Genomic DNA, 24,434 nt, shown 5'->3' on the forward strand with positions numbered 1-24,434 from the left:
TCCGTTTCGGGGCTGCCGGTATCAGGGCCAACGCCCGGTCTTAAGTCAAGTAATTTCACGCTCAGGAAACTGGGTGCTGGCTATGCTGCTGAATTGCCTTGCAGGGCCTATTCCGGCTCAGACGAAAACACCGGTGCGAAATCGGCAGGGGCGAGGGTCGCATCAGCATCATAGCTGCGGATTGTCTCTGGCGTCACGGTTACGATGGCCGGGCCAGCATGGCGGATGTCAAGCTTCCCCTCAATCGCGCGGACCGCCATTTCCACCGCCAGCCGCCCCTGTAAAACCGGGAAATCCGAGGGGGCGGCCAGGATCTTGCCGCGCAGGATGCCGCGATGCACGGCATGGGTCATGTAATCCGAGAGGATGCCGATATCGTCGCGCCCGCGCGCGCGCAGGATCGACACCGCCGCCTCGGCCATCGGGCCGGAGCCGACGAGGTAATCGGGCCAGGGTGTGGCCTCCAGCACATCCTCGATGAGAAGCACCTGCTCTTCGCGCCCGGTATCGCCGTGCCGCACCTCGGTGATCCGGGCCGAACTGTCTGCAAGCGCCGCGCGGAACCCCTCATCGACGAAACGTACCCAGCCTGCGCCTTCCGGCCCGGGAAACCAGGCGACCGAGACCGGGGCACTGCCTTTCGGGTGACGCGCGGCCAGCGCTTTTCCGGCGGCGGCGCCCATCTCGCGCCAGGGCACAGAGGCCTTGGCGCTGATCCCTTCGGGCGCGATGTCATTCACCGCAGCGATTACCGGCATGGTCCGGGCGATCCGGGTCAGCACCGGCGTCATCCCGTCATAAGACACTGTGCCGATGATCAGCGCATCGGCCCCGGCGGCCACGCAGGCCTCGGCCTGTTCGATCTGGCGTGTGAGATTGGGATAGCCGCCGGCCTCATACAGCGTGAAGCCGACGCCGAGGCGGCGCGCCTCTTCTGCCATGCCGTGATTGACGCTGAGCCAGTAGGAATCCTTGAGATGCGGGTAGAGGATGCATAGCTGCCAGGGCTGCGCGGCGTGATCCAGCGGCTGATAGCTGAGCGGATGGGTCGGGCTTGCGTCATCCATCGGGTGGTCATGGACCAGAAGGGACCAAGGCGTCCCGGCCGGCTCGGCGCGAAGACCGCCGAAAGACCCGCTGAGGGCAAAAATCACGCCTGTCACGGCAATGAGGGCGGCGGTCGGACGGGTCATATGCATTTTTCGGATGGCCTCGCGGCGGTTACGTGCCAGTTTCGGCGGAAATCCCGGACAGGGAAAGAGGCGATTCAGGTGATGCAGGGTGATCTGGCGACAAGGGGAAGCAAAGGAGGCAGGGGGTTGGGCTCCCGGCTTCTGACGGCCTTTCTTGTCATCACCGGCCTGCCGCTGGCGGCGGCGCTGATCGGCTGGCTTGAACTCAGCGGCACCATCCGCGCCCAGGAAGAGGCGAGCGAGCGCACGATTCCGGCTTTGGCCGGGCTGCGCGGATTTGCCGAATCCAGCGCGCGGATCGTGGCACTGGCCCCTGAACTGGCCCTGGTGCAGACCGAGGCCGAGCGGCGCGAGCGTACCGCCTGGCTCTTTGACCAGGTGGATGTGCTGAACAGGCGGCTGGCGCCCTACAGAAACAGCGACCGCGAAGCGATCGCCGGGCTTGAGATCGCGATCCGCGATCTGCGCGGTGCGATTGGCGTGCTGGATCTGGTGGTGCAACGCCGCATTCTCGCGCGGCTCACGCTGCGTCAGCATATCGGCGAGGGCATTGCCGCCGCTGCCGAGCTTGGCGGCATTGCCGATACGATGGTCGCCAATGCCGAAGCCGCCGCATCCGCGACGATTTCCAGCCTTTACGAGATCGGCCCCACCAGCGGGGAAGCGGGATTTGCCGCGCTCGACAAGCTGATCGAGGTCGATCTTTTCCAGCTGAGCCTGATGTTCGAGATGCGCGCCCATGCCTCTGAACTGGGGCTGTTGCTCAACCGCCTCGCCACCGTGCCGGACCGGCCTTCAGGCGCGACCGAAGAGCTTGCGGGGCTGCGCCGGGCGATGGAAGAACGCCTCGCTATCGTCTCGCGCCGGGTGCAGACGATTGCCGATCCGGTACGCGCCAACCGGGCGCTGGCGCTTTTGACGGTGATCCGCGCCGGGGCGCCGCGTACGCCCGGCGCCAGGGCGCGCGGCGCGCCGGATATACTGGATGCGACAGCTGCGGTTCTGACGCTGGAGGGCCGCATCGCCTCGGCCGGGGATAATGTGATCGAGGCGGTGGGCCGGATCGACAAGAGCACCGGGGTGCTGGCAGCCTCTGTGAGCGCACGGGCGACCGAGGCCGGGACGGGCGTCCTGTCGGCGATCCGCTATGCGCAAAGCCTGCAGGCCTGGGGGGCGGTGACGGCGCTGATCACCTCGCTTGCGGTGTTCTGGTTCTATGTGCGCGGCAATATCTCGCGCCGGCTCGACCGGTTGTCTTTGTCGATGACGCGGCTGGCGGGGGGGGCGATCGGCGAGGAAATCCAGCCCCGGGGCCAGGATGAGATTGCGGGGATGGAGCGTGCGGTGGCGGTGTTCCGCGCCCAGGCGATCCATAATGACGCGCTGGAGGAAGAGCGGGCGCGCCACCTCGATGAATTGCACCGGCACCGCAACGAATTGCGCGATCTGGTCGATGAGCGGACCCATGCCCTGCGCGAAGAGGTCGCGGCGCATGACATCGCCCGGGAAAAAGCCGAAGCTGCGGATCGCGCGAAATCCGAATTCCTCGCGATGATGAGCCATGAGATCCGCACGCCGATGAACGGGATGCAGGGGATGATCCGCTCGCTGCCGCGCGACGGGCTGACGCCGCAGCAGCTTGATCAGCTTTCGGCGCTGGAGCTGTCGGGCGAGCGGATGATGGGGATCCTCGGCGATATTCTCGACTTCATCCGGCCCGACCGCGATGAGGCGCGGGCGGCCAGCGCCGATTTCTCGCTGTCTGAACTGGTCGCGGATGCGGAATGGCTGCTCAGACCGGTGGCCGGGGAAAAGGGGCTCGCGCTGCAAATCACCCTGGCGCCGTATCTGCCCGGGCACGTGACCGGGGATCGCGGGCGGTTGCGGCAGATCCTTGTGAACCTTCTCTCAAATGCGATCCGCTACACGCCGGGGGGCCATGTGGCGCTGGCCGTGACCGCGACCCCGGCCGGGCCTGGCCGGGTGATGCTGCGGTTTCGGGTCAGCGATACCGGCCCCGGCATCGCGTCCGAGGCCCGTGAGCGGATCTTCGAGCCGTTCGAGCGTGGCGAGACGCCCGCTGCACGGCAATTCGGTGGCACCGGGCTGGGTCTTGCGATCTGCCGGCGCTTTGCCGCGCAGATGGGCGGGCGGCTCTGGCTGGAAGATGCGGCCCCTCCCGGCGCGGTTTTCGTGCTGGAACTGGAGTTGCCGGTCGCAGCCGCGCCGGCGCCGGCGCCCGTGGTGGCCCCGGTTGATCTGCGGCCGCTTTCCCTGCTGGTGGTCGAGGATCACCCGGTCAACCGCATGGTGGTGGCGGCGATCCTGACGCCGCTCGGGCATCGGTTGCAGATGGCCGAAACCGGGCTGGCCGCGGTCGATCTGGCAGCGGCGGGTGATTACGACGCCGTGCTGATGGATGTCGATCTGCCCGATATTTCCGGCACCGAGGCGCTCAGGCGCATTCGCGCGTTGCCCGATCCCGCCCGGGCTGGCGTGCCGGTGATCGGGATCTCGGCCCATATTGCGGGCCGCGAAACCGAGGCGAGCCTTGCTGCAGGCATGGCGCTGATGCTGGCGAAACCGCTTTCACCGCAGCGGCTTATGGCGGCGCTGGCGGATGTTTGTCGTCAGGGGGATCCGGTCTTGCAGGGCGCGCTGGCAGATCTGCCGCCCGATGTGGTGGCAGATCTGGCGGGGCTGTTTCTCAGCCGACTTGATCTTGCGCTGCCCCTGATCCGCGCGGCGGTTGCGCGCGGCGATATGGCCACCCTCGCGCGCGAGGCGCATCAGCTGGCGGGCGCTGCGGCGAATTTTGATCTCGCCGCCCTGACGGGCTGTCTTCAGGAGACCGAGCGTGCAGCGCGGGAGGGGGGTGACCCGGGACCGGCGCTGGCGCGGCTTGGCGCGCTTGTGGGCCGGGCCAAAACTGCGATACGGGCGGATCTGGCGGCCTTGTCGGCTCAATCCAGCGCGGCGGTGAACAAATAGCCTTCGCCATGCGCGGTGGCGAGGATGCGGGGGCTGCGCGGGTCATCACCAAGCTTGACCCGCAGCCTTTGCACCAGCACGTCAACGCTGCGGATATTCACCCCGCTGCGGCGGGGCGAGATTGCGCTTGCCAGCCGGTCACGGTCCAGCACCAGGCCCGGCGCGGTGACAAAAACCCTGAGGAGTTCATATTCCGCACGGGTCAGGGGGATCACGGCCCCCTCCGGCCCGGTCAGCGCGCGGGTCGCAAGGTCAAAGGTAAAGCCTTCAAACCGCAGCGATTTCCGCTCCAGAAGCCGCAATGCCTGGGTGCGGCGCAGAAGGTTCTTGATCCGCGCCAGCAGCTCGCGCCGATTGAAGGGCTTGCAGACATAATCATCGGCGCCAAGTTCCAGCCCGATGATGCGGTCGACCTCATCGGTGCGGCCCGAGATCAGGATGATGCCGATCTCTGAGCGCGCGCGAAGATCGCGGGTGATCTCCAGCCCGTCGCGGCCCGAGAGGTTGATATCGACCAGCAGAAGATCGGGCGTATCGCTCGCGAGCAGATATTCCGCCTCTTCGGCGGTATCGCATTCCGAGATCCGGTAGCCGAATCCTTCGAGATAGCTGGCCAGCGTTTTGCGGGTGACCGGCTCGTCCTCGACGATCAGGATATGCGCGGGCCGGGGGCGCGGGCCTTGCGACGCTGATCGGGGGCTGGCGGTCATCTCGCTCCTGGCCGGAATAAGGGGATATTTCTTTCTGTTAACAATCTTTCACAATTTAATCCAGCCTGTTCATCCTAAAGGGCTTACCCGGTAACAACCTCTGGCTAGCCTGAGGGTCAGGAGAGGCCGAACCTCCCGACCACCGCCGCAGCGGGAAAACCCGCGCGGGCCTCACAACAGGGAAAACCACATGACCAGAACCAGCCGCCTGTCGCGGTCGGCAAGGCTTGCCCTTGCACCGATCTTTGTCGCCGCCAGCCTTGCAGGCGCGGCACAAGCCGAGGATTCCTCAGACCCGATCACCATCCCGATCCATAACTGGTCCAGCCAGATCGTCATGAGCCATGCCGTGGGCCAGATCTTCGAAGGCATGGGCAATTCCGTTGAATATGTCTCGACCGACAGCCAGGCGGTCTATGAAGCGATCCGGCTGGGCGATGCCGCGCTGGAAGTCGAGGTCTGGGAGGGTGCATTCGGCGCCTCTTTTGATGCAGCGGTGGCGAAGGGCGGCATCCATGAGGCCGGCAACCATAATGCAGTGACGCGCGAAGACTGGTGGTACCCGCTCTGGACCAAAGAAGCCTGCCCGGGCCTGCCCGACTGGGAGGCGCTGAATGCCTGCGCCGCCGTTTTCGCCACACCTGAGACCGGCGAGAAGGGACGTTTCCTGGGCGGCCCGGTCGACTGGCTGAAACATGACGCCGAAAAGGTCGATGCGCTGTCGATGAATTTCACCGTGGTCAATGCCGGCTCGGCAGCAGCACTCTGGGCGGAACTCGCAGCAGCGGAAAAGGACAAGACGCCGATCGTGCTCTTCAACTGGACCCCGAATTTCGCCGAAGCCGTCTGGCCGGGTGAGTTCGTCGAATTCCCGAAATGGGAACCGGGCTGCGACACCGATCCGGCGGTCGGTCTGCATCCGGACAAGGTCTATGATTGCGGCAACCCCGCAGACGGCTATCTGAAGATCGCCGCCTGGGATGGGATGCCCGAAAAATGGCCGGCCGCCTATGCCGTCCTGCAAAAGGTCAGCTTCACCAATCCGCAGATCGCGGAAATGGCCAAGCTGGTCGATGTCGACGGGATGGAGCCGGAAGATGCGGCGGCCGAATGGCTGAGCGCGAACGAGGCCATCTGGAAACCCTGGCTGGAATAAGCCCGCAGTCTTTGTGACCCAAGGATAGCCTCTCAGGCCCGCCCCCGTTCTGGCGTTCAGGGGCGGGCTGCTTCAGCCCGGAGACCCGTATGACTGACTTCCCGCCCCGCCCGCAACCTGTCATCTCCTGCCGCAATGTCTGGAAAGTGTTCGGACCCCGCCCCGAGGCCGCGCTGGCTGCTTTGCGCGCGGATCCTGGCGCGCGCCCTGAAGGGCATGTGACAGCGGTGCATGATGTCTCACTCGATATCATGCCAGGCGAGATGCTGGTGGTGATGGGGCTGTCGGGATCCGGGAAATCGACATTGGTCAGGTGCCTGTCGCGCCTCAATGAAATCACGGCGGGCGAGATCCTGATCGAGGGCCAGGATATCGGCAAGCTGAACGAGGCGGCGCTGATCGATCTCAGGCGCCGCAAGATGGGCATGGTGTTCCAGAGCTTTGGCCTGCTGCCGAACCGCAATGCATTGGAAAACGTGGCTTTTCCGCTGGAAATGCGCGGGCAGCCCCGGGCGGCGCGGATTGAACGCGCCCGCGAAATGCTGGCGCTGGTGGGGCTTAAGGGTCGCGAGGGCTATTTTCCGCGCGAACTGTCCGGGGGCCAGCAGCAGCGGGTCGGCATTGCGCGCTCGCTTGCGGTCGAGCCGGATATCTGGTTCCTCGACGAGCCGTTTTCGGCGCTTGATCCGCTGATCCGGCGCGAGATGCAGGATGAGTTCCTGCGCCTCAAGGGGATGCTGAAAAAGACCATCATCTTCATCACCCATGATTTCGACGAGGCGCTGCGCCTTGCCGATCGTATCGCGATCATGAAGGACGGGCGGGTCGAACAGATCGACACGCCGGACCGGATCGTTCTGCAGCCCGCGACAGACTATGTCGCGCGCTTCACCGCCGAGATCGACCGCGCGCGGGTTTTGCATGTCTCGGGCCTCGCCGGCCCGGTGGCGGGTCGCGCCATCGAGGGGCCGGCACTGCCCGGGGGCCATACGCTGCGTGATCTGGCGCGCCGGCTGGTCAATGACAGCCGCGACTGGATTCCGGTGGCGGATGGCACCGGCCGTGTCACCGGTATGCTGGAACGCCGCCACGCCCTTGATATTTTGCTGGGCGAAGCGGCATGAGCATGGTGGACCGGATCGATCTTTCGTCGTCTTCGCCCCGGCCGCGTGCCGTCTGGCTGATGCTGGGCCTTGCAGCCGTGCTGATCCTTGGCCGCGATCTTCTGCCCGCAGAGCTGCTGCGGCTGCAGGACTGGCTGGTGCTGCCCTTCGCGCATTGGATCAATGCGGGTTTTGCCTTTCTGCGCGATGATCTGGGGCTGATGCAGGTCACCCGCGCCTTTGCCGCCATGCTGGAATGGCTGCTCGATGTGACCGCGAATATCCTTTACGGCAAGAACCGCTGGCCGAGGCTTGGCCCGCTGCCCTGGTCGGTGGTGGCGATCTCGATGGCGGCGCTTGGCTGGTGGCTCGGAGGGTGGAAGCTTGCCGCGCTTGCGGGGGGGACATTCGTCTGGATCGCGGTCATGGGCCAGTGGCAATGGGCGATGGAGACGCTTTCGGTCATCGTGGTTGCGGCGCCGTTCTCGGTGCTTGCCGGGATGCTGCTTGGCATCGCCGCCTGGCGCTGGACGGGGGTGCAGCGGGTGCTGAACCCGATCCTCAATGTAGCGCAAAGCCTGCCGCATTTCGCCTATATGATCCCGGTTGTTGTTTTCATCGGGGTCGGGCCGAAAGCAGGGGCGATTGTCACCATCATCTTTTCGGTGCCGCCGATGATTCGGATGACCGAACTGGGCCTGCGCAAAGTGCCAGAAGAGGTGATCGAGGCCGGTCGTATGTCCGGTTCTACGCCCTGGCAGCTTTTGACCCGGGTGCGGATCCCGACGGCGCGCAGTGACATCCTGATCGGCGTCAACCAGGTGATTATGCAATGCCTGGCCATGGTGGTGCTCGCAAGCTTTATCGGCATGCCGGGGCTGGGGCAAAAGCTGCTGCAACTGTTGCAGGCGCTGAAGATCGGGCTTTCGGTCGAGATCGGCATCACCATCGTGCTGATCGCGGTGGTGCTTGACCGGCTGAGCCGGGCCTGGGCGAAACGCCAGCCGCTGCATCACGCAGAGGGGCTGTCCTGGGCGCGGCGTCACCCGGTTCTGCTGGTCTGGGCGGTTGCGATTGCCCTGGCCTTTGCCCTGTCGCTGGTCTTTCCGCTGCTGGCCCAGGTGCCGCGCCGCGACGCGCTGAGCATTGCGGCCCCGGTCGATGCGTTGGTCGACTGGCTGATCCGGCTGGTCGATCCGGTGACGACCTGGCTGAGGTGGTTCCTGATCACCTGGGTGCTGATCCCGCTGCGCGATGCGATCCTGTGGCTGCCCTTCAGCGCGGTGCTGCTGGCGGTCGCGGCGGCAGGCTGGGCGGTCGGCGGCTGGAGATCGGCGCTGGTCATGCTGGGTTTCATCGGCGCCATTGCCCTTTCGGGCTGGTGGGACCGGGCCATGATCACCGTCTATATGGTCGGGTTCTCGGTCTTCCTGGCGGCGCTGATCGGATTTCCGCTGGGGATCTGGGCATCGGCCTCCGAGACCCGCGCGAACCGGGTGCTGCTGGTCTGCGACTCGCTCCAGACCTTCCCGAGCTTCATCTATCTGATCCCGGTCGTGATGCTGTTCGGCGTCAATGACGTGGCCGTGGTGATGGCGGTGGTGACTTTCGCAGCCGTGCCCCTGGTGCGCTATACGATCGAGGGGCTGCGCGGTGTTGCACCGGAACTGATCGAGGCGGCGCATATGAGCGGCACGACAAGGCGACAGATGCTCTGGCATGTGCAATTGCCGATGGCGGCGCCGGTGATGCTGGTGGGGGTGAACCAGTCGGTGATGTTCTCGCTGTTCATGGTGATCATCGCGGCCTTTATCGGCACCCAGGATCTGGGCCAGGAACTGCAACGCGCGCTTTCGGCCAGCGATGTCGGCAAGGGGATGGTGCTGGGGCTGGCGGTTGCCTTCCTTGGGCTGGCGGTCGATCACCTGATCAGCCGGCAGGCTCAGCGGATGGGGAAGGGGGCCGGCGCCTGACGCCGACCCGCTTTCCGCCTGCGGCGCCGGCGGATGTCAGCCGGCGCGCCGTGACAGCGGCGCGCCGGAAAATCAGATTGTTGCGAAGCGGGCAGGGGGTCAGCTCTGGCTGCCGAACCGGCGCCAGGCCCAGGCCAGCGCCGCCATCACGGTGATGATCACCCCATAGGTCAGCACTGTCGCATCCAGCCCGATCCGGGGGATGGCAAAGCCGGCCGCGACCACTGGCAGACCAAAGGCCAGGTAGCTCAGCGTGAACAGGGCGGCAAAGAGCTTGCCGCGCTCATCCGGCGGGCAAAGCGGCACGATGGTGCGCAAAGAGGCGTAGAAGCAGGTGCCGAACCCGGTGCCTGCAAGCGTCAGCGCGATCAGGTAAAGCGGCAGCACCCGAAGCCAGATCCCGGTCAGCGTCAGCGCTGTGCCAAGCGCCAGGGCGAAGGTTCCGTAAAGCATCACCTGGCGCGGCGTGTAGCGGCGGGCAATGAAACAGGCCATTGCGCCCATGCCTGACAACAGCGTCACAACCAGCGCCTGGGTCACAAAGCTGGTGATCCCGAAAAACACCGAAATCACAGGCGCCCCCAGCGAGAGATAGAGCCCTCCGGTTGCCCAGCCGGCAATGATGGCGGGTGTGCTCTGCCAGAAGGCCGCGCGCGTTGGCACCGGAATGCCCACCTGCGGACGCAAAGACTGTAAAAGCCCGGCATGGCGCGGCGAGGTCTCGGGCATTTTCCAGACAAGCGCCGCAAATCCCAGACAGATCAGCGTGATCGCAAGAAAGACATCAAGGCGTGCGTCAATGGCATGTTCCATCACCACGCCGGCCAGCGGCGCGCCTGCTGCCATACCGGCCAGCGGGATGACCGAGTTGCAGACCTGGGCAAGGCCGGGGCGGCTCGCGGGTTCAAGATCGGTGACGGCGGCTGAGGCCGAAGTCAGCAACAGCGCACAGCCAATCCCCTGGGCCGCGCGGGCGATGAAGAGACCCGCCGGCCCGGTGGCCAAAGCAAAGCCCAGCATCGAGCCCGCCAGCAGTACGAAGCCAAAGCTCAGCACCGGCCGCCGCCCGATATGGTCCGAGGCCGAACCGCCGGTCAGCAGCGTCGCCAGCAGCACAATCGCATAGACGGCGAAAATCGCGGTCAGCGTCGTGGCCGAGAACCCCATCTCGCGTTGCAGCACCGGATAAAAGGGCGAGGGCGCGCTGGAGCTGGCCATCATCACCCCTCCCGCCAGTGCCGCAATGATAAACCCCGCGCGGCGGCGGGAGGATCTGGCAGAGCCCGGCTGGGCGGAAATGGTCATGGGAGGCTTTCGTGGAGGTCTTCAGGAGGAATGGCCAGGCGGGCCGTGATGGTTCGATATTCTTCGAACGGATTTCTACTGACAAACCCGAGACTGTTCAACTATATTCGAACCATGGCCGATCAAGACAGTTTCACACCGCTCAGTCTTTACCACCCGCCCGGCGAGGATCTGGTTCTGACCGATATCCTTTTCGCACTCAGCGACCCGGCGCGCCTCGAGATCGTGCGCCAGATCGCCAGCGGCGCGCTGGAAATGGCGCAATGCCATCTCCAGAACCCGGATGCGCCGAAATCGACCAAATCGCATCATATGAAAGTGCTGCGCGAAGCGGGGGTCATGCGCAACGAACCGGCAGGGCGCGGGCGGCTTCTGAGCCTCAGGCTTGAAGATCTCGACCGGCGGTTTCCCGGGCTGATGCGGGCGGTTCTTGCCGAAGATCCGGGCTGATCCCTGCGGCTTACGGCTCTTCCGGCGTCTGAATGGTCTTTTAAAGACGGGCAGGTCAGGCTTCGACAGTCACAAAGATTGACCACAGCCAGAGCCTGCGCCTATCGTGAGCCCATGGTCCCGGATCCAGGACGGGCCGGGAGAAACAATCGCACGGAAACCATCGGAGGGCAGGTTCGCTTTGCCCTGGATTTTCTGCCTGCGCGGCCGCCGCCATCGAAAGGGCCCGGTGCTGTGAGTAGCAATGTGCAATCCGTCAGGCACAGTGAGGATGTTCACCACCAGGCCACGCTGCTGCAGGCCTGGGAACAGGATTACATCCAGCTGCATGCCGGGGCCTTTACCGGCTCGCTCAGCACCTTCCGGCTGGGCGCGGCGCGGCTGTTTTCGGAACGGATGAATCGCTCGGTCTTGCAGACCGGTGCGCTGCCGGCTGGGCGGCTGGCCTTTGGCCTGCCGGTCAGGGCAGGGGGGCGCAGCTGCATCTGCGGCGAAGAGGTCGGCGCGAACAGTCTGCTCGTTTTTTCCGGGCGGTCGGGGTTTGAATTCCTGTCACCCGATATATTCGAATTTCTGGGCATCGAGATCGATGTGAATGGTTTTGCCGATCCGGTGTTCGAGGCGATGTTGCGTCAGCTTGATACGGTCCTGTCCTCCGGGCGCCGCAGCCTGCCGATAGCAGGCGCGCGGGCCGCAAAGCTCGGGCGGCTCCTGCACGGGATCTTGCATGAAGAGGGGCTCGATCTCAGGCTTGAGGAACTGCCCGCTGCTGCCGCCGCCTTCAGCCGCGGACTGGTGGGCTGGATCCTTGACATGTTGCAGCCAGCCGGCACCGCTGAGGCAGGACGCAGCACCATCCGGCACTGGGATACGATCAATGCGATCCGCGAGCTGGTCGCCGATGGCCAGACCTGCCCGGTCTCGGTCGCTGAGCTGACGGTGGAGCTGGGGCTGTCACGCCGCACCTTGCAGAATGCCTGCCAGGAGGTGGTCGGCCTCAGCCCGGTGCAGTATCTGCGCGCTCTGCGGCTGTCTGAGGCGCGGCGGATGCTGCAGACAGACCGCCCCGTAACCGAAGCCGCGACGCAGTTCGGCTTCTGGCATCTCGGGTATTTTTCGCGCGATTACCGGCAGATGTTCGGCGAATTGCCCTCGGTCACCCGTGCCGCTGCGGCGCAGACAGGCCGACGCCTCCCGTCAGGCCGATGACGAGGCTCGCCCCGTCCCGGGTTTCGGAACATTTTTCGCCCTGGGCCGCGCAAAAGCAGAGCTGAAGAAGCGCGCGGCGGACATGACGAGCGGTGCGCTGATCGGTTGCGCCGATCTTGAGGCGCGTATTCCGCTGCGGCATCCGTTGCGCAGGATCCGGCAGATTCCCGCGCGGACTCAGTTTCGCCATGGTTTCGCCGTGTGACGGACACAGGCAATCCCCAGCTCAGCAAAATGATCCATCGACACATAAACCAGTTTCTTGCTGATATCGCCTCAACCCAGAGAAGGGCCCGGAGAATGAGGACTCAGGGGATTATCCTGCTTCTGACAGCGGCCGTTCTCGGTGCCTGGTTCATGGCCACGAGCTGGGGCGTCTGACGGCTGACCCGGAACCTGCGGACGGGGATGGTCAGGGACGGGCTGTTGCGACGATCGGTTGAAGCTGCCGCCGATATTATCCGGGGATAAGCAGCGGCGCGGCGCGTTTGCCCCTCTTCTGGGCCTGTCGCGCCGAAAAATTGCCCGGGCGCTGGTGGGACGAGCGCGCGCCCTTCATCGCGGAGAAAGGCGCGCAGCTCCTGGCCGGATCACCGGGCAAAGATCCGGAAGGCGGTTCTGGCAGGGTCTATCTCAGGTCCAGGGCGCCGGCATCCTTCAGCAGGGGCGTAATCAACACCACTGCCTCGGTCCGGTTGCGCACATTCAGCTTGGCGAAAATGCTTTTGGTATGGGTCTTCACCGTATTGATGTTGATCCCGAGCGTCAGTCCGATTTCGTGATTGGGCGCCCCTGACCGCATCAGCATCAGCACCTCCATCTCGCGCGGGGTTATCCCTGCCGCGCGCAGCCGCCAGGGAAGCCCTGTCTCAGCGGCGCCAGAGACGGGTGCGGGGACGGCGGGGCGCGCGCAGGGCAGTGGCACCGCCTCTTTCAGCCCGACCGACCTGATGTCATGCCGCAGCCGGTCAAGCTCATGGTCGGGCTGCGCGACCAGACCGGCCAGCACCGACCGGCAAAAGAGTTCTGATGCGGTGCGGCCCTGGCTCTTTGCCGTTTCAGATAAAGTGGTCAGCATCACCTCTGGATCTCCCCCGAGCAGTCCGGCCCGGGCCGCCCGCGCCAGTAAGACACCAAAGGGTTCCCAGATCTGCCAGATATCGGGGCCAAACCGCAGACGTGCATCGCTTTCCTGTCGCAGCACCCTGCCAAGCCCATCCTGGGCCGCAGAGATATCGCCACCCCGCAAGGCCCGGTCTGCAGCTTCAATACTGAGGCGGAACTCCATGCGCAGATCCTCTTCCTCGATCGCGGCACGGTGGAAGCGGCGGAGAAGCGTTGTTGCCTCATAGTCACGGCCCTGCTGATCATAAAGCCGGACCAGGCCGACCACAGGTATGAGCTTTCGTTCCCAAAGACCCGGAACCTGGGTGTTCTCACTTTGCAAGGCGGCCAGCCACAATGCTTCGGCCTTGGTGGCCTCACCCATCATCTGCGCGAGCTGCCCCTGCAGCGCGGACGGGAGTGCGACCATATAAGAGGTATCACTGAAATGCTGCCTTGCGATGGTCATCGCCATCGCAAGCACCCTTTCAGCATCTGCCAGCCGGCATCTGTCGAGATAGGAAATGCCGGCGATGCAAAGAGAATGCACATGGCCCCAATGGCAACCGAGTTCATCATATATGGTATGTGCGCGCCAGGTCAGGCGTTCGGCACGGTCAAGATCCCCCTCATGCAAAGCCACATAGGCATGGATCGACAACAGATCGACCTGACCAAAAGGAAGTGCGTCAAGCCCATCATCCGGGATGGCATCTATATGCCGGCGCGCGGCCACCATATCGCCGCCATAGGCTCCGATCAGGGCCCGCATCAGATCGATCCGGCCCGTGATATTCATGCGCGTTTTTTCAGGAGCTTGGCCCAGGGGCCCGCGGTCATGGTGGCCCTGGGCCAGCGTCTGCAATATCTGCTCTGCCTTCAGGAACTGGCGCAGATTGATGTAGCGCCAGACCATCAGGAACATGAGCAGTGGCCGGGCTTCGCGGCTTTCGCGCGGCAGCTGAGCCATCCAGTGCGAATAGGTGTCAAACCGCCCGTAGCTGAGATAGTCGAAGGTGCAATACCCTTCAATCAGCGCTGCCGCCTGTTCGGGTCGGTTGGCCCGGAAGGCATGATGCACGGCGTCAAAAGGCATATTGGCGCGGATGAACCATTCCGAGGCGCGCAGATGCAGGGCCGGCAGCTCGGTGGGCGCGCGGGCCCGCAAGCGGGCCTGCAGGAATTCGCGAAACAGCTGATGATACTTGTACCACCGATGCGACCCGGCCATTTCGGTCAGGAAAAGCTGATCGCTTTCAATTTGTGCAAGGAGCGCAGCAGAGCCTTCCTGCCCGGTCACCGCATCGCAAAGCTCTGGTGTCAGCGCCTCCAGCACCGAGGTCAGTTCCAGAAACTGGCACAGTTGCTCTGGCAGACCGGCGATCACCTCGTCGAGAAAATACTCTGCATATTCGCGCTGACTGCCGGCGGGTGCGCTGCGCAGGAAACTGCTGTTCGGCGCGTTTTCAATCAGCGAGGTCAGCCGCAATCCCGCAGCCCAGCCCTCGGTTGACTGCTGCAGGATCCTTGCTTCTTCATGCGACAGATCCTGTCCGATGCCAGAGCGGAAGAAGGACTGCACTTCGTCTTCCGAGAATTGCAGCTCGCGCGAAGACAGTTCCAGCAATTCTCCGGCGAGCCGGTAGCGCCCCAGCGGAAGGGCAGGGCGGTTGCGCCCGGCAACGACCAGCGTCAGGCGCTCGAACCCTGCCGCAAGAATGCGGGTCAATGTCCTGGTTTCGGCATCTCCCTCGATCAGATGGAAGTCATCGAGGATGATTGTCAGCCGGATCTGTCCGCCTGCGGGTCCGGCTGCATCCCGCAATCGGGCCAGCAGGCGCATATCAGCATCCGCCCCCTCATCGCGCGTCGAAGACGTCGTCTCGTCGGGCTGGTCCAGCCGGTTCAGCGAATGCATCAGGCAATCTGCCAGCGGCAGATGTTCGCGATGCCTGTCCGAGGCGGCATACCAGGCAACCGGCTGGCCATCGGCGCGCAGCGCATGGGCCCACTGGCTCAGCAGGCTTGTCTTGCCGGAACCCGCCGGCGCATGTACGACCACCAGCCGATAGCGTCCAAGGTCACGGGCATGATTGCTCAGGCGCGGCCGATCCAGCAGCCCGGCATGCAGCCGGGGCGCGGTGCTGTTTCTGTCGCTGAGCCCTGTAGGTGTCACGGAATGGCTGCCTCCCTGTCGTCTCACACTTTCGGGTGAGAGAAGATTTTTTGCAAGGCCACCCTTTGGGATCATGTGTCGCAGACCAGGCCTGGCTAGGCTGTCAGCCATGCTGTGACGCGAAAGATCAAGTGAGGCGACTGAAGTGAAACTTGCGGAATATGTCGGATATGATGCGACCGGGCTGGCCGAGCTGGTCGCCCGTGGGGATGTCTCACCCGTGGAGCTTCTTGATCTGGCACTCACGGCCGTCGAACAGGTGAACCCCGCGCTGAATGCGGTGGTTCATACTTTCCCTGAGGAAGCCCGCCGCTTCATCGATGAGGATCTGAGGGCCGGGCCATTCCGCGGTGTGCCGTTCCTCCTCAAGGATCTGACGCAAAACTATGCCGGACAGCCGACCGGTGCCGGAACGCCGTTGCGCAATGGTCACCAGCCCGCAGAGGACACTGAGCTGGTGCGTCGCTACAAGAGCGCCGGCTTTGTGACTTTTGGCAAAACGGCCGTGCCGGAGCTGGCAATGGACTGGACCACCCGCTCGCGGCTTCATGGCGAGACGAACAATCCGTGGAATACCGCACATACTGCCGGCACCTCCAGTGGCGGTACAGCGGCGGCTGTGGCAGCAGGGATCGTCCCGGCGGCGCATGGCAATGATGGCGGCGGCTCGATCCGGGTGCCGGCATCCTGCTGCGGCGTCTTCGGGCTGAAACCGTCGCGCGGGCGCAATCCGGCCGCACCGGCCGGCGAGACATGGGATGGGATGCTGGTCGAGCATGTGCTGACCCGTTCGGTTCGCGACAGCGCCGCGATCCTCGATGCTACTGCCGGGCCAACGGCGGGCCAGTTCTACAACAGCCCATCGGGCGGTAATTTCGTCACTGAACTGCGCCGCGATCCGGGCCGGTTGCGGATCGGCGTGCTGACCGACGCGCCTTATGGCGCACCGACCGACGGGGATTGCCTCGCTGCCGTTGAGGACGCCACCCGGCTGCTGAACAGCCTTGGTCATGATTGTGCCCCGGCCAGCCTGCAGCTGCCTGAAAACGGCTGGCCGGGATTTGAAGCCTATATCCTGACGGAATATGCGGCAGATATGCGGGTTGAGGCAGCCCAGCTCGGGCGTGCGCTGACCGAGGCGGATTTCCCTGCAACCCTGAACGAGATGATCGCGGCCGGAAATGCGCTCTCTGCCGTCGATCAGCGCATGGCAACCGCGGCGGTTCATGGTGTCGCGCAAGCGGTGAACCGGATGTTTGATGGTTTCGACGTCATCCTGTCGCCGACGCTGGCCCGGCCGCCACTGCGTCATGATGAATTCCCCCATGATGTGGACATGCGCGAGCACTACCGCTTTTACCTCTCCTGGATGCCCTATACCCATATCTACAATATCAGCGGCGCGCCGGCGATCTCGGTCCCGCTGCATTGGAATGCCGCCGGGCTGCCGGTCGGTGTGCAATTTGCTGCCGCCCCGGCGCGTGAGGATCTGCTGATCCGCCTTGGCAGCCAGCTGGAAACCGCCCGCCCGTGGTGGAACCGCCGTCCGGCCGTCTTTGCCACCTGAAATCAAGAAACGCCAACAGGGAACCCCGATGTCACATCCTAACAGCCGTAAGCGCCTGCTGACGCTTTCGTCGGCACTGAGCCTCTCTGCCATCCTTGCTGCCGCACCTTCACTCGCGGATGAGATCACGCTGGCGCGTGGTGTCGATGCCGACAGCCTTGATCCGCATCGCGCCAGCACCACCCAGTCACTGCAAGTGACCAGCATGATCTATGACACTTTGCTGACCATGGCGGCGGATGGATCCATCCATCCGGGGCTGGCCGGCGGGTATGAGGTCTCGGAAGACGGGCTGACCTATCGCTTTGCGATCCGGGACGGTGTCGCTTGCCACGATGGCAGCCCGTTCGACGCGGCCGCCGCGAAAATCAGTTTTGACCGGGCGATCAACCCCGAGACACTGAACCCCAATCTCTCGGCCTGGGGTCCGGTGGTGGCAACGGCGGTGGAAGACGACAGCCTGGTGGTGACGCTGAGCGAGCCTTACGGTCCTTTCGCCTCGTTCCTGACCAGCATTCAGGCGGGCTTCCTCTGCCCTTCGGCGCTCTCCGGGGGCGAGTTCACCCCGATTGGTACCGGCCCGTTCAGGCTGGAAAAATGGGTGCGCAACGACGCCATCGTGCTGACGGCCAATGACGCCTATACCAATGTGCACCCGCTGGTGGAAAATCCGGGCCGCCCGCATCTCGACCGGGTGACCCTGCGGGTGATCCCCGAGGCTGTGGCCCGGATGGCAGCGCTGCGCTCGGGCGAGGTGGATATCGTCGAACCCTCGCTGGAAGAGGCGGTCGATCTGAAAGATGATCCTGATTTCCGCGTCTATGCGGCGGAATATTCCGGCCAGCAGGTGCTGGCGGCCTTTACCTGGCGGGTCGCCCCGCTGGACAATCCAGAGATCCGGCGCGCCATCGGCATGGCCCTGAACAAAGAGGCCTATGCCGAAATCGCCTATGAAGGGCTGGTATCGGCCACGAATTGCACCGTCGCCCCCAATCTCTTTGCGGTGGATCAGGAAAAATGTGCCGAATGGGGCGTTTCCTATGATCCTGATGCGGCCCGTGCGGTGATGGAGGCTGCGGGTTATTCCGCCGCCAATCCGCTGAAAGTGAACCTGCAGGTCCACAAGCTGCCGGGCTTTGACCAGATGCACCAGATCATGCAGCAGGACCTGGCAGAAATCTATGTCGAGGCCGAGATCCAGACGCGTGAGGTCGCAGCTTTCTTCGACTTCATGACACAGGAAAACCTGAAGACGGATATCAAACCGACGATCTGGACCATGGGCATGTCCGGCGTCGATCCCGATTACATGTATTTCCTGTGGAAACAGCCCGGCTTTGTCAGCATGGGTGTCAATGACACGCTGGATGCAATTCTTGTCGAGCAGCGCAGGCTGACCGGCGAGGCCCGTGCGGCGAAAGTGCAGGAAGCCGAAGAATACCTGCTGAGCAATGGCTATGCCGTGCCGCTGGTTTCGCCCGGCTGGAACTGGCTCATGGCTTCTTCGGCCAGGGTTGAGGGTTTCAAGCTTGGCCATATGGTGTCGCTTGTCTTCAACGATGTGACTCTGGCCGACTGACGGACAGGCGATCTGCCCCTGCGCGTCGCCTTTCGGGCGGCGCGCCAGTTGTTTTCTCAGGCTTCCCTCACCCCTTCCGCGACGAAAGTGACCGATGCTGTTTCTTGTGCTCCGACGGCTGCTGATTGCCTTTGCGACCATCCTTGTGGTGATCGCATTGTCGGGTGTGCTGATCCATATCGTGCCCGGCGATCCGGTGACAGCGATGATGGCACAGTCGGTCTCGGCAACGCCCGAGGCGATGGCCGATATGCGCAGCCGTCTGGGACTGGATCTGCCGGTCTGGCAACAGGTGCTGCACTATGTCGGCAATGTGCTGCAAGGTGATCTGGGCACCACGATCCGCGGCGGCGAGCCGGTGGCAGAACTGCTGCTGCTTCGGCTGCCGAATACTTTTGCACTTGCGGCGGCCGGGCTGTTCACCGCCCTGCTGATCGGCGTGCCGCTGGGCTTTATCGCCGCGCTGAACCGTGGGCGTTTTACCGATATGGCGATCATGATGATCGCTGTGCTCGGGGTCTCGGTGCCCGGCTTCTGGATGGGGCTGGTGCTGATCCAGGTCTTTGCACTGAAGCTTGGCTGGCTGCCGGTCGCCGGATCGGGGCTGCGCGGCATCCTTCTGCCCGCGCTGACGCTGGGTCTGTGTTATGCTGCACTGATCGCGCGAATGACCCGCTCGGCACTGGTCGAGATCCTGTCGGAAGATTATATCCGCACCGCCCGTGCCAGAGGCCTGCGCGGCTGGCAGGTGCTGCTGGTCCATGCGCTGAAACCGGCGCTGATCAGCATCGTTACCGTGGTTGGGCTTGTCTTTGCCTATCTGATGGGCGGCCAGGTGGTGATCGAGAATGTTTTCTCCTGGAATGGCATAGGGCGGCTGGCGGTGCAGGCGATGCTGGAGCGCGATTATCCGATGATACAGGGGTTCATCGTGGTTTTTGCCACCTCGGTCGTGGTGATCACCGCGCTGATCGACATTCTTTACACCCTGCTTGATCCCAGAATGCGGAGACGGACATGACCGCCATTCCGGCACCAAAACGCATGAGGCGCAGGGTTCCTCCCGGGCTTTGGCTGGGCGGAGCGCTGTTGCTGCTGCTGGTTGCGGCAGCGCTGCTGGCCCCCTGGATCGCGCCCTATGATCCGACGAAGATGGGCGTCGGAAAGCGGCTGCTCGCACCGAATGCCAGCTTTCTGTTTGGAACGGATGAATTTGGCCGCGATCTGTTCAGCCGTGTTCTCGCCGGCGCGCGGCTCTCGCTTGGCATTGGCGCGGTGGCGGTGCTGTCCGGGCTGGTGATCGGTGGCACGATCGGCCTTGTCGCAGCCTTTGCGCCTGGCTGGCTCCGCGCGGCGCTGCTGCGGGTGGTGGATGTGCTATACTCTTTCCCCGACACGCTGATCGCACTGTCGCTCGTGGCTTTTCTCGGGCCGGGCATCGGCAATGCGACACTGGCCATCGCGATCTCTCTCGTCCCCTTCTATGCCCGTGTGAGCTATGGCCTGGCCGCAGCCGAGGCCGCACGCCCCTATATCGAGGCAGCCCGGCTGGGCGGGATTGGTCACACGAGGCTGGTGCGGGTGCATGTCATGCCCAATATCGCCCAAAGCCTGATCGTGATGGGCAGCCTTGGCTTTTCATCTGCCATTCTTTCGGCGGCGGGCCTCTCCTTCCTCGGGCTTGGTGTGCAGCCGCCCTCGCCGGAATGGGGCGCGATCCTGTCCTCGGGGCGCAACTATATCAGCAAAGCCCCCTGGATCCTCATTTTTCCGGGGCTCGCCATCGTTCTGACGGTCATGGCGCTGAACCTGATCGGTGACAATCTGCGCGATCTGATCGATCCGCGGCAGCGGGGGCGGACATGAACGCGCTGGAGATCCGCGACCTGACGGTCACGTTCGGAGGCAGCACAGATGCGCTGACGGTTGTAGATGCCGTGAGCCTGTCGGTTGCTCCCGGTGAAATCCTGGCCCTTGTCGGAGAATCCGGCAGTGGCAAAAGCATGACCTCGCTTGCGGTTATGGGTCTGTTGCCGCCGGCGGCGCGGGTCGAAGGCCGGATTACCGTTGGCGGTGCCGCGGTAAGCGGACTTGGACGCCGGGCGCTGGAAGATCTGCGGGGCCGGCAGATGGGCATGGTGTTTCAGGAGCCGATGACCTCGCTTAATCCGGTGCTGACCATCCGCCGTCAGATGACCGAAGGTCCGCGCCGCCATCTCGGACTTGGGCGGGCCGAGGCAGAAAAACTGGCCTGTGCCGCGCTGGCCGAGGTTGGCATTCCCGATCCTGTGGCTGTGATGGGGCAATATCCCCACCAGCTTTCGGGCGGCATGCGGCAGCGGGTGATGATCGCCTCGGTGCTGGCGCTGAAACCGGCCCTGCTGATCGCGGATGAGCCGACCACCGCACTTGATGTCACGGTGCAGGCGCAGGTGCTGGATCTGCTGGTTGCCCTGAAGCACCGCAGCGGTTCGGGTATCCTTCTGATCACGCATGATATCGGAGTGGTGGCGGAAACTGCTGACCGGGTTGCGGTGATGCAGCGCGGTCGCATCGTCGAGACCGGCCCGGTGGATCAGGTGCTGTTTGCACCGCGACACGACTATACGCGCAAACTGCTGGCGGCCCATCTGGATGTGAATGAGGCGCTTGCCATGCGTGCCGAAGAGCGGAAGACCTGTCCATGACCGAACCATTGCTGCGACTTGAAAACATACGCCGCACCTTCCGCAGCGGATCGCGTGTGGTCACAGCAGCTGGTGGCGTGTCCCTGCAACTGGCGGCAGGTGAAACGCTGGGCATTGTCGGCGAAAGCGGTTCCGGGAAATCCACCATCGGGCGCATCGCGACCGGGCTTGAAACTGCCGATGCAGGCAGGGTGCTGATCGATGGTGCGGATCCTGCCCGGCTGGGGGGACCCGCGCAGCGGGCCGTCCTGCGCAAGGTGCAGATGATCTTTCAGGATCCCTATTCCTCGCTTAATCCGCGGCTGACGGTGGGGATGCAGGTGGCCGAGGGGCTGGCCGACCGCAAGAGCCTGGGGCGCGATGCCCTGCGCCAGCGTCTTTCAGAGCTTTTCGTCGATGCCGGGCTGGAACCTGGCCATATCGACCGCTATCCGCATGAGTTTTCCGGTGGTCAGCGCCAGAGGGTCGCCATCGCCCGCGCTCTTGCTCCCGAACCCCGCATGATTGTTGCGGATGAACCCGTCTCGGCGCTGGATCTGACGGTTCAGGCCCAGATCATTGACCTGATGATCCGCACACAGGCACGGCGCGGGCTGTCATGGCTGTTCATCTCGCATGACATTTCAGTGGTGGCGCGGCTTTGTGACCGGGTGGCGGTGATGTATCGCGGGCGCATCGTCGAACAGGGACCGGCAGCATCCGTCATCCGCATGGCGGGACATCCCTATACCCGCAATCTGCTGGAAGCGGTCCCACGGCTTGATCATCGCCGGACCGGCGCGAAATCGGCGCCTCATATTCTGCCAGAACATGGGGACGATGATCAGTTTGAGGAAGTGGCGCCCGGTCACCTGGTAAGGCGCGCTCGCTGAAGCGCGCCCGGCCCCTGTGCGAGCCGCTTCATCGTAGTCTGGAATGACGCTGCCTGCAGCGTGAGGTCAGGCTGGGTCCCCTCCCGGCGGATTTGCCAGGTTCATCGGATCAAGCGGCCCGAGGAAGCTTTCAAGGAAATGATAGCACGCCCGGCGGGCCGCATCGCGCGAAAGCATGGTGGGATCGATGCCCTGCTCCAGCCAGAGCCCGTCACTCAGCGCGATGAACAGAACCGCGACGGAATGGGCATTGACGGTGAGGCCGCGGCTGCTGGCGGTTTCAGTGACGGCGCGGGCGACCTGGAACAGAAAGTCCTGATAACGGGCGCGGTGGACATTGCGCAGGGCAGGGTTGTTGGCAATTTCCCCCCAGAGAGCGAGCCAGATCCGCAGGCTGTCTGGGTTGAACACTGCGGGCGCGAAATTGGCCTCAACCAGATGTACCAGGCCGGAAGCCTCACCGCGAAGGGCGGCGCCGCCAGGCGCTACCGCGCTGGTAAACCTGTCATACATCGTGGCATAGCAGGCCGCGAGCAGCCCGTCTTTCGAGCCGAAATGATGGTTGATCAGGCCGCGTGAGACCGCGGCCTCGGCACAGATATTGTCAATCGTGAAGGCCGTGATGCCGCCGCGTGCAAGGCAGGCCAGCCCGGCTTCAACCAGCATGGCAGCGCGGGTCTCACTGGAATAGCGTCGAAAACGGGGGCCTTCGGTGCTCTGGGTCATGCCTGCCGGGGGCGGCAGCCGCCCCCGTCCTTTCAGCTATGGATCGGTCCGGACATTCAGCCGGCGGTGAAGCGGGTAGGGTCCGGGTGCCCGTCCGCCAGAATGACCGGCTTCAGCCCGGTGTCGTGAATCGCAAGATAAGGCTCGAAACAGATGAAGATAAAGCCGCCCGACAGTTCCATCAGATCCTCCATTTTGTTGAAGATCTCTTTGCGCTTCGCAATGTCCTGTTCGGTCAGCGAGGCCTGGTAAAGCGTTTCATACTCCGGGCTGTTGAAGAAAGACCAGTTATATATGCCGATCTGATCGGGGCGGAACCAGACCAGATTCTCGGTAGGCTCGATTCCGCCGGCGAAATTCATCAGGACAAGCTCGATTTCCTTATACCCTTCGCCGGCGGTCCTGTCGCCAAGCGCCCAGTAGGCCGCGTCCTCACTGGGCTGGATCTCGATATTGATGCCGACCTCGGAAAGGCTGGCCTGAATGATCTGCGCGGTCGAAAGCGAGGTCTGGTCTGTCAGGCAGTAAAGCTGCAGCGTGATCCCTTCGGCACCGGCCTCGGCCAGCAGGGCGCGCGCCTGATCGGTATCGCGCGGATCATAGATGTTCTTCTCGCGCCCATATTGGCCACCCGATTGCACGACGCCGGTGGCGCGGCTGGTCAGCCCGTCATAGACGCCCTCGATCACTGCCTCGCCATCATAGGCCAGCTGGATCGCGCGCCGCACCCGCTCATCCTGCAGCTGGGTCGCATTCATATTGATCGTCAGCCAGGCATAGCGGGTTGAGGGCGACTCGATCAGGCTGGCACCTGCGGGCGGTGCGGCCTTGAGGCCGGCAAATCCGCTGACCGCGAGGGCCGAGAAATCGAACGCATCGGCCTCATAGGCCAGCAGCGCCGCCTGGTCATCGGTGACGATGTAGAATTCCACCGTTTCGAATGCCGGCGCCTCAAGCGGCCAGTCCGGGTTGCGGCGCAGGGTGATCTTTGCGTTCTGCTCCCATGTGTCGAACAGATAGGGGCCGCATTGCGCGGGAAATTCGGTGGTGAACGTGCCGCCCGCCGCCTCGGTCGCGGCTTTGCAGACCAGATGACCGCCGTAATAGGGCAGGGCGATCACTTCAAAGGGCCGGAAGGCGTCTGTCAGGTGGATGATGCCGGTCTTTTCCCCCGTCACTTCAACATGGTCGAGTTTTTCAAACTGATAGGCCCAGGCGCTGTCAGAGCCTGCCAGGCGCTCAAAGGAATATTTCACATCCTCTGCGGTGACGGGCCCGAAATCGCCGGTCCATTTCAGCCCGTCATGCAGGGTGAATTCCAGCGTGGTCGGGCTGGTCCATTCGTAGCGGCTGGCGGCATAGGGAGAGACGGTCTGATCCTCGCGCATGTCGGGCAGCCGTACCAGGGTGACCGTGCAGCAGCGTTGCAGGATGTCGTCTATCGCGCCGACCATGTTATAGGGATCGATGGCCTGAAAATCGCCGGCAACCCGCAGGCGCAATATATTGCCGGATTGTGACCAGGCGAGGTTCGGGATTCCTGCCGTCAGGGTTGCCAGAAAGGCGCCACCGGCTTTCAGAAGGCTGCGGCGATCGGTGCTCCAGGTCATGATGTCTCTCCACTGTCGGTTTT

At 63.8% G+C, this 24,434-nt stretch carries 18 protein-coding genes; 12 read left to right on the top strand and 6 right to left on the bottom strand.

Translation table 11 applies throughout. From position 1 onward, the window contains the following. Nucleotides 1-107: 107 nt before the first annotated feature. Entirely contained in the window at nt 108-1,193 is a 1,086-nt protein-coding gene (gene torT / locus M3484_RS11510) for a TMAO reductase system periplasmic protein TorT (RefSeq protein WP_249496964.1), read from the bottom strand. Nucleotides 1,194-1,319: 126 nt separating this feature from the next. Between torT and M3484_RS11515 the strand changes: the two genes are divergently transcribed. Then, on the top strand, nt 1,320-4,184 hold the full coding sequence (locus M3484_RS11515) for an ATP-binding protein (RefSeq protein WP_249496965.1): 2,865 nt from the start codon (nt 1,320-1,322) through the stop codon (nt 4,182-4,184). Here M3484_RS11515 and M3484_RS11520 read toward each other — a convergent pair. Further along, nucleotides 4,157-4,894 carry a response regulator gene (locus M3484_RS11520; protein WP_092902885.1) on the bottom strand — a complete coding sequence of 246 codons (738 nt, stop codon included), beginning with the start codon at nt 4,892-4,894 and terminating at the stop codon, nt 4,157-4,159. The two genes, M3484_RS11515 and M3484_RS11520, sit on opposite strands and share 28 nt — an antisense overlap. Before the next feature lie 190 nt (nt 4,895-5,084). On the opposite strand from M3484_RS11520, the gene M3484_RS11525 reads away from it, so the two are divergent. From M3484_RS11525 to M3484_RS11535, 3 genes are all read left to right on the top strand, one after another. Beyond that, nucleotides 5,085-6,050, top strand: a complete 966-nt coding sequence (locus M3484_RS11525; RefSeq protein WP_092902883.1) for an ABC transporter substrate-binding protein — start codon at nt 5,085-5,087, stop codon at nt 6,048-6,050. Nucleotides 6,051-6,139: 89 nt separating this feature from the next. Beyond that, a complete protein-coding gene (locus tag M3484_RS11530; protein ID WP_249496966.1) occupies nt 6,140-7,174 on the top strand; it encodes a quaternary amine ABC transporter ATP-binding protein in 1,035 nt (344 codons plus the stop codon). Continuing rightward, on the top strand, nt 7,171-9,126 hold the full coding sequence (locus M3484_RS11535) for an ABC transporter permease (RefSeq protein ID WP_249496967.1): 1,956 nt from the start codon (nt 7,171-7,173) through the stop codon (nt 9,124-9,126). Before M3484_RS11530 ends, M3484_RS11535 begins: the two co-directional genes overlap by 4 nt. Nucleotides 9,127-9,225: 99 nt before the next feature. Here M3484_RS11535 and M3484_RS11540 read toward each other — a convergent pair whose 3' ends face one another. Next, nucleotides 9,226-10,431: an MFS transporter gene (locus tag M3484_RS11540; protein ID WP_249496968.1), complete on the bottom strand. Its 1,206-nt coding sequence runs from the start codon at nt 10,429-10,431 to the stop codon at nt 9,226-9,228. A gap of 114 nt (nt 10,432-10,545) precedes the next feature. Here M3484_RS11540 and M3484_RS11545 point away from each other — a divergent pair, with 114 nt between their 5' ends. Further along, nucleotides 10,546-10,881: an ArsR/SmtB family transcription factor gene (locus tag M3484_RS11545; protein WP_249496969.1), complete on the top strand. Its 336-nt coding sequence runs from the start codon at nt 10,546-10,548 to the stop codon at nt 10,879-10,881. A 246-nt stretch (nt 10,882-11,127) separates the two neighbouring features. Beyond that, nucleotides 11,128-12,090 (top strand): helix-turn-helix domain-containing protein, encoded by a 963-nt coding sequence (locus M3484_RS23790; protein ID WP_249496970.1) that lies wholly within the window; start codon nt 11,128-11,130, stop codon nt 12,088-12,090. A gap of 628 nt (nt 12,091-12,718) precedes the next feature. Here M3484_RS23790 and M3484_RS11555 read toward each other — a convergent pair. Further along, nucleotides 12,719-15,370 carry a winged helix-turn-helix domain-containing protein gene (locus tag M3484_RS11555; protein WP_249496971.1) on the bottom strand — a complete coding sequence of 884 codons (2,652 nt, stop codon included), beginning with the start codon at nt 15,368-15,370 and terminating at the stop codon, nt 12,719-12,721. 145 nt (nt 15,371-15,515) lie between these two features. Here M3484_RS11555 and M3484_RS11560 point away from each other — a divergent pair, with 145 nt between their 5' ends. From M3484_RS11560 to M3484_RS11585, 6 genes are all read left to right on the top strand, one after another. Then, nucleotides 15,516-16,937, top strand: coding sequence for an amidase (locus M3484_RS11560; protein WP_249496972.1), 1,422 nt, complete (start codon nt 15,516-15,518; stop codon nt 16,935-16,937). 28 nt (nt 16,938-16,965) lie between these two features. Continuing rightward, the gene (locus M3484_RS11565; RefSeq protein ID WP_249496973.1) at nt 16,966-18,516 is read left to right on the top strand and encodes an ABC transporter substrate-binding protein; all 1,551 of its coding nucleotides are present in this window, start codon (nt 16,966-16,968) and stop codon (nt 18,514-18,516) included. Nucleotides 18,517-18,610: 94 nt separating this feature from the next. Then, entirely contained in the window at nt 18,611-19,537 is a 927-nt protein-coding gene (locus M3484_RS11570) for an ABC transporter permease (RefSeq protein ID WP_249496974.1), read from the top strand. Beyond that, complete coding sequence (locus M3484_RS11575; protein WP_249496975.1) at nt 19,534-20,382, top strand: ABC transporter permease; 849 nt, start codon at nt 19,534-19,536, stop codon at nt 20,380-20,382. Before M3484_RS11570 ends, M3484_RS11575 begins: the two co-directional genes overlap by 4 nt. Then, complete coding sequence (locus tag M3484_RS11580; RefSeq protein WP_249496976.1) at nt 20,379-21,203, top strand: ABC transporter ATP-binding protein; 825 nt, start codon at nt 20,379-20,381, stop codon at nt 21,201-21,203. Before M3484_RS11575 ends, M3484_RS11580 begins: the two co-directional genes overlap by 4 nt. Further along, entirely contained in the window at nt 21,200-22,075 is an 876-nt protein-coding gene (locus M3484_RS11585; protein WP_249496977.1) for an ATP-binding cassette domain-containing protein, read from the top strand. Before M3484_RS11580 ends, M3484_RS11585 begins: the two co-directional genes overlap by 4 nt. 66 nt (nt 22,076-22,141) lie before the next feature. On the opposite strand, the gene M3484_RS11590 is transcribed toward M3484_RS11585, so the two are convergent. Further along, a complete protein-coding gene (locus M3484_RS11590; RefSeq protein ID WP_249496978.1) occupies nt 22,142-22,801 on the bottom strand; it encodes a TetR family transcriptional regulator C-terminal domain-containing protein in 660 nt (219 codons plus the stop codon). A gap of 56 nt (nt 22,802-22,857) precedes the next feature. Continuing rightward, on the bottom strand, nt 22,858-24,411 hold the full coding sequence (locus M3484_RS11595; protein ID WP_249496979.1) for an ABC transporter substrate-binding protein: 1,554 nt from the start codon (nt 24,409-24,411) through the stop codon (nt 22,858-22,860). Nucleotides 24,412-24,434 lie beyond the last annotated feature (23 nt).

This window comes from Pseudomonas sp. GX19020, from assembly GCF_023371075.1.
Classification (GTDB): Bacteria; Pseudomonadota; Alphaproteobacteria; order Rhodobacterales; family Rhodobacteraceae; genus Pseudogemmobacter.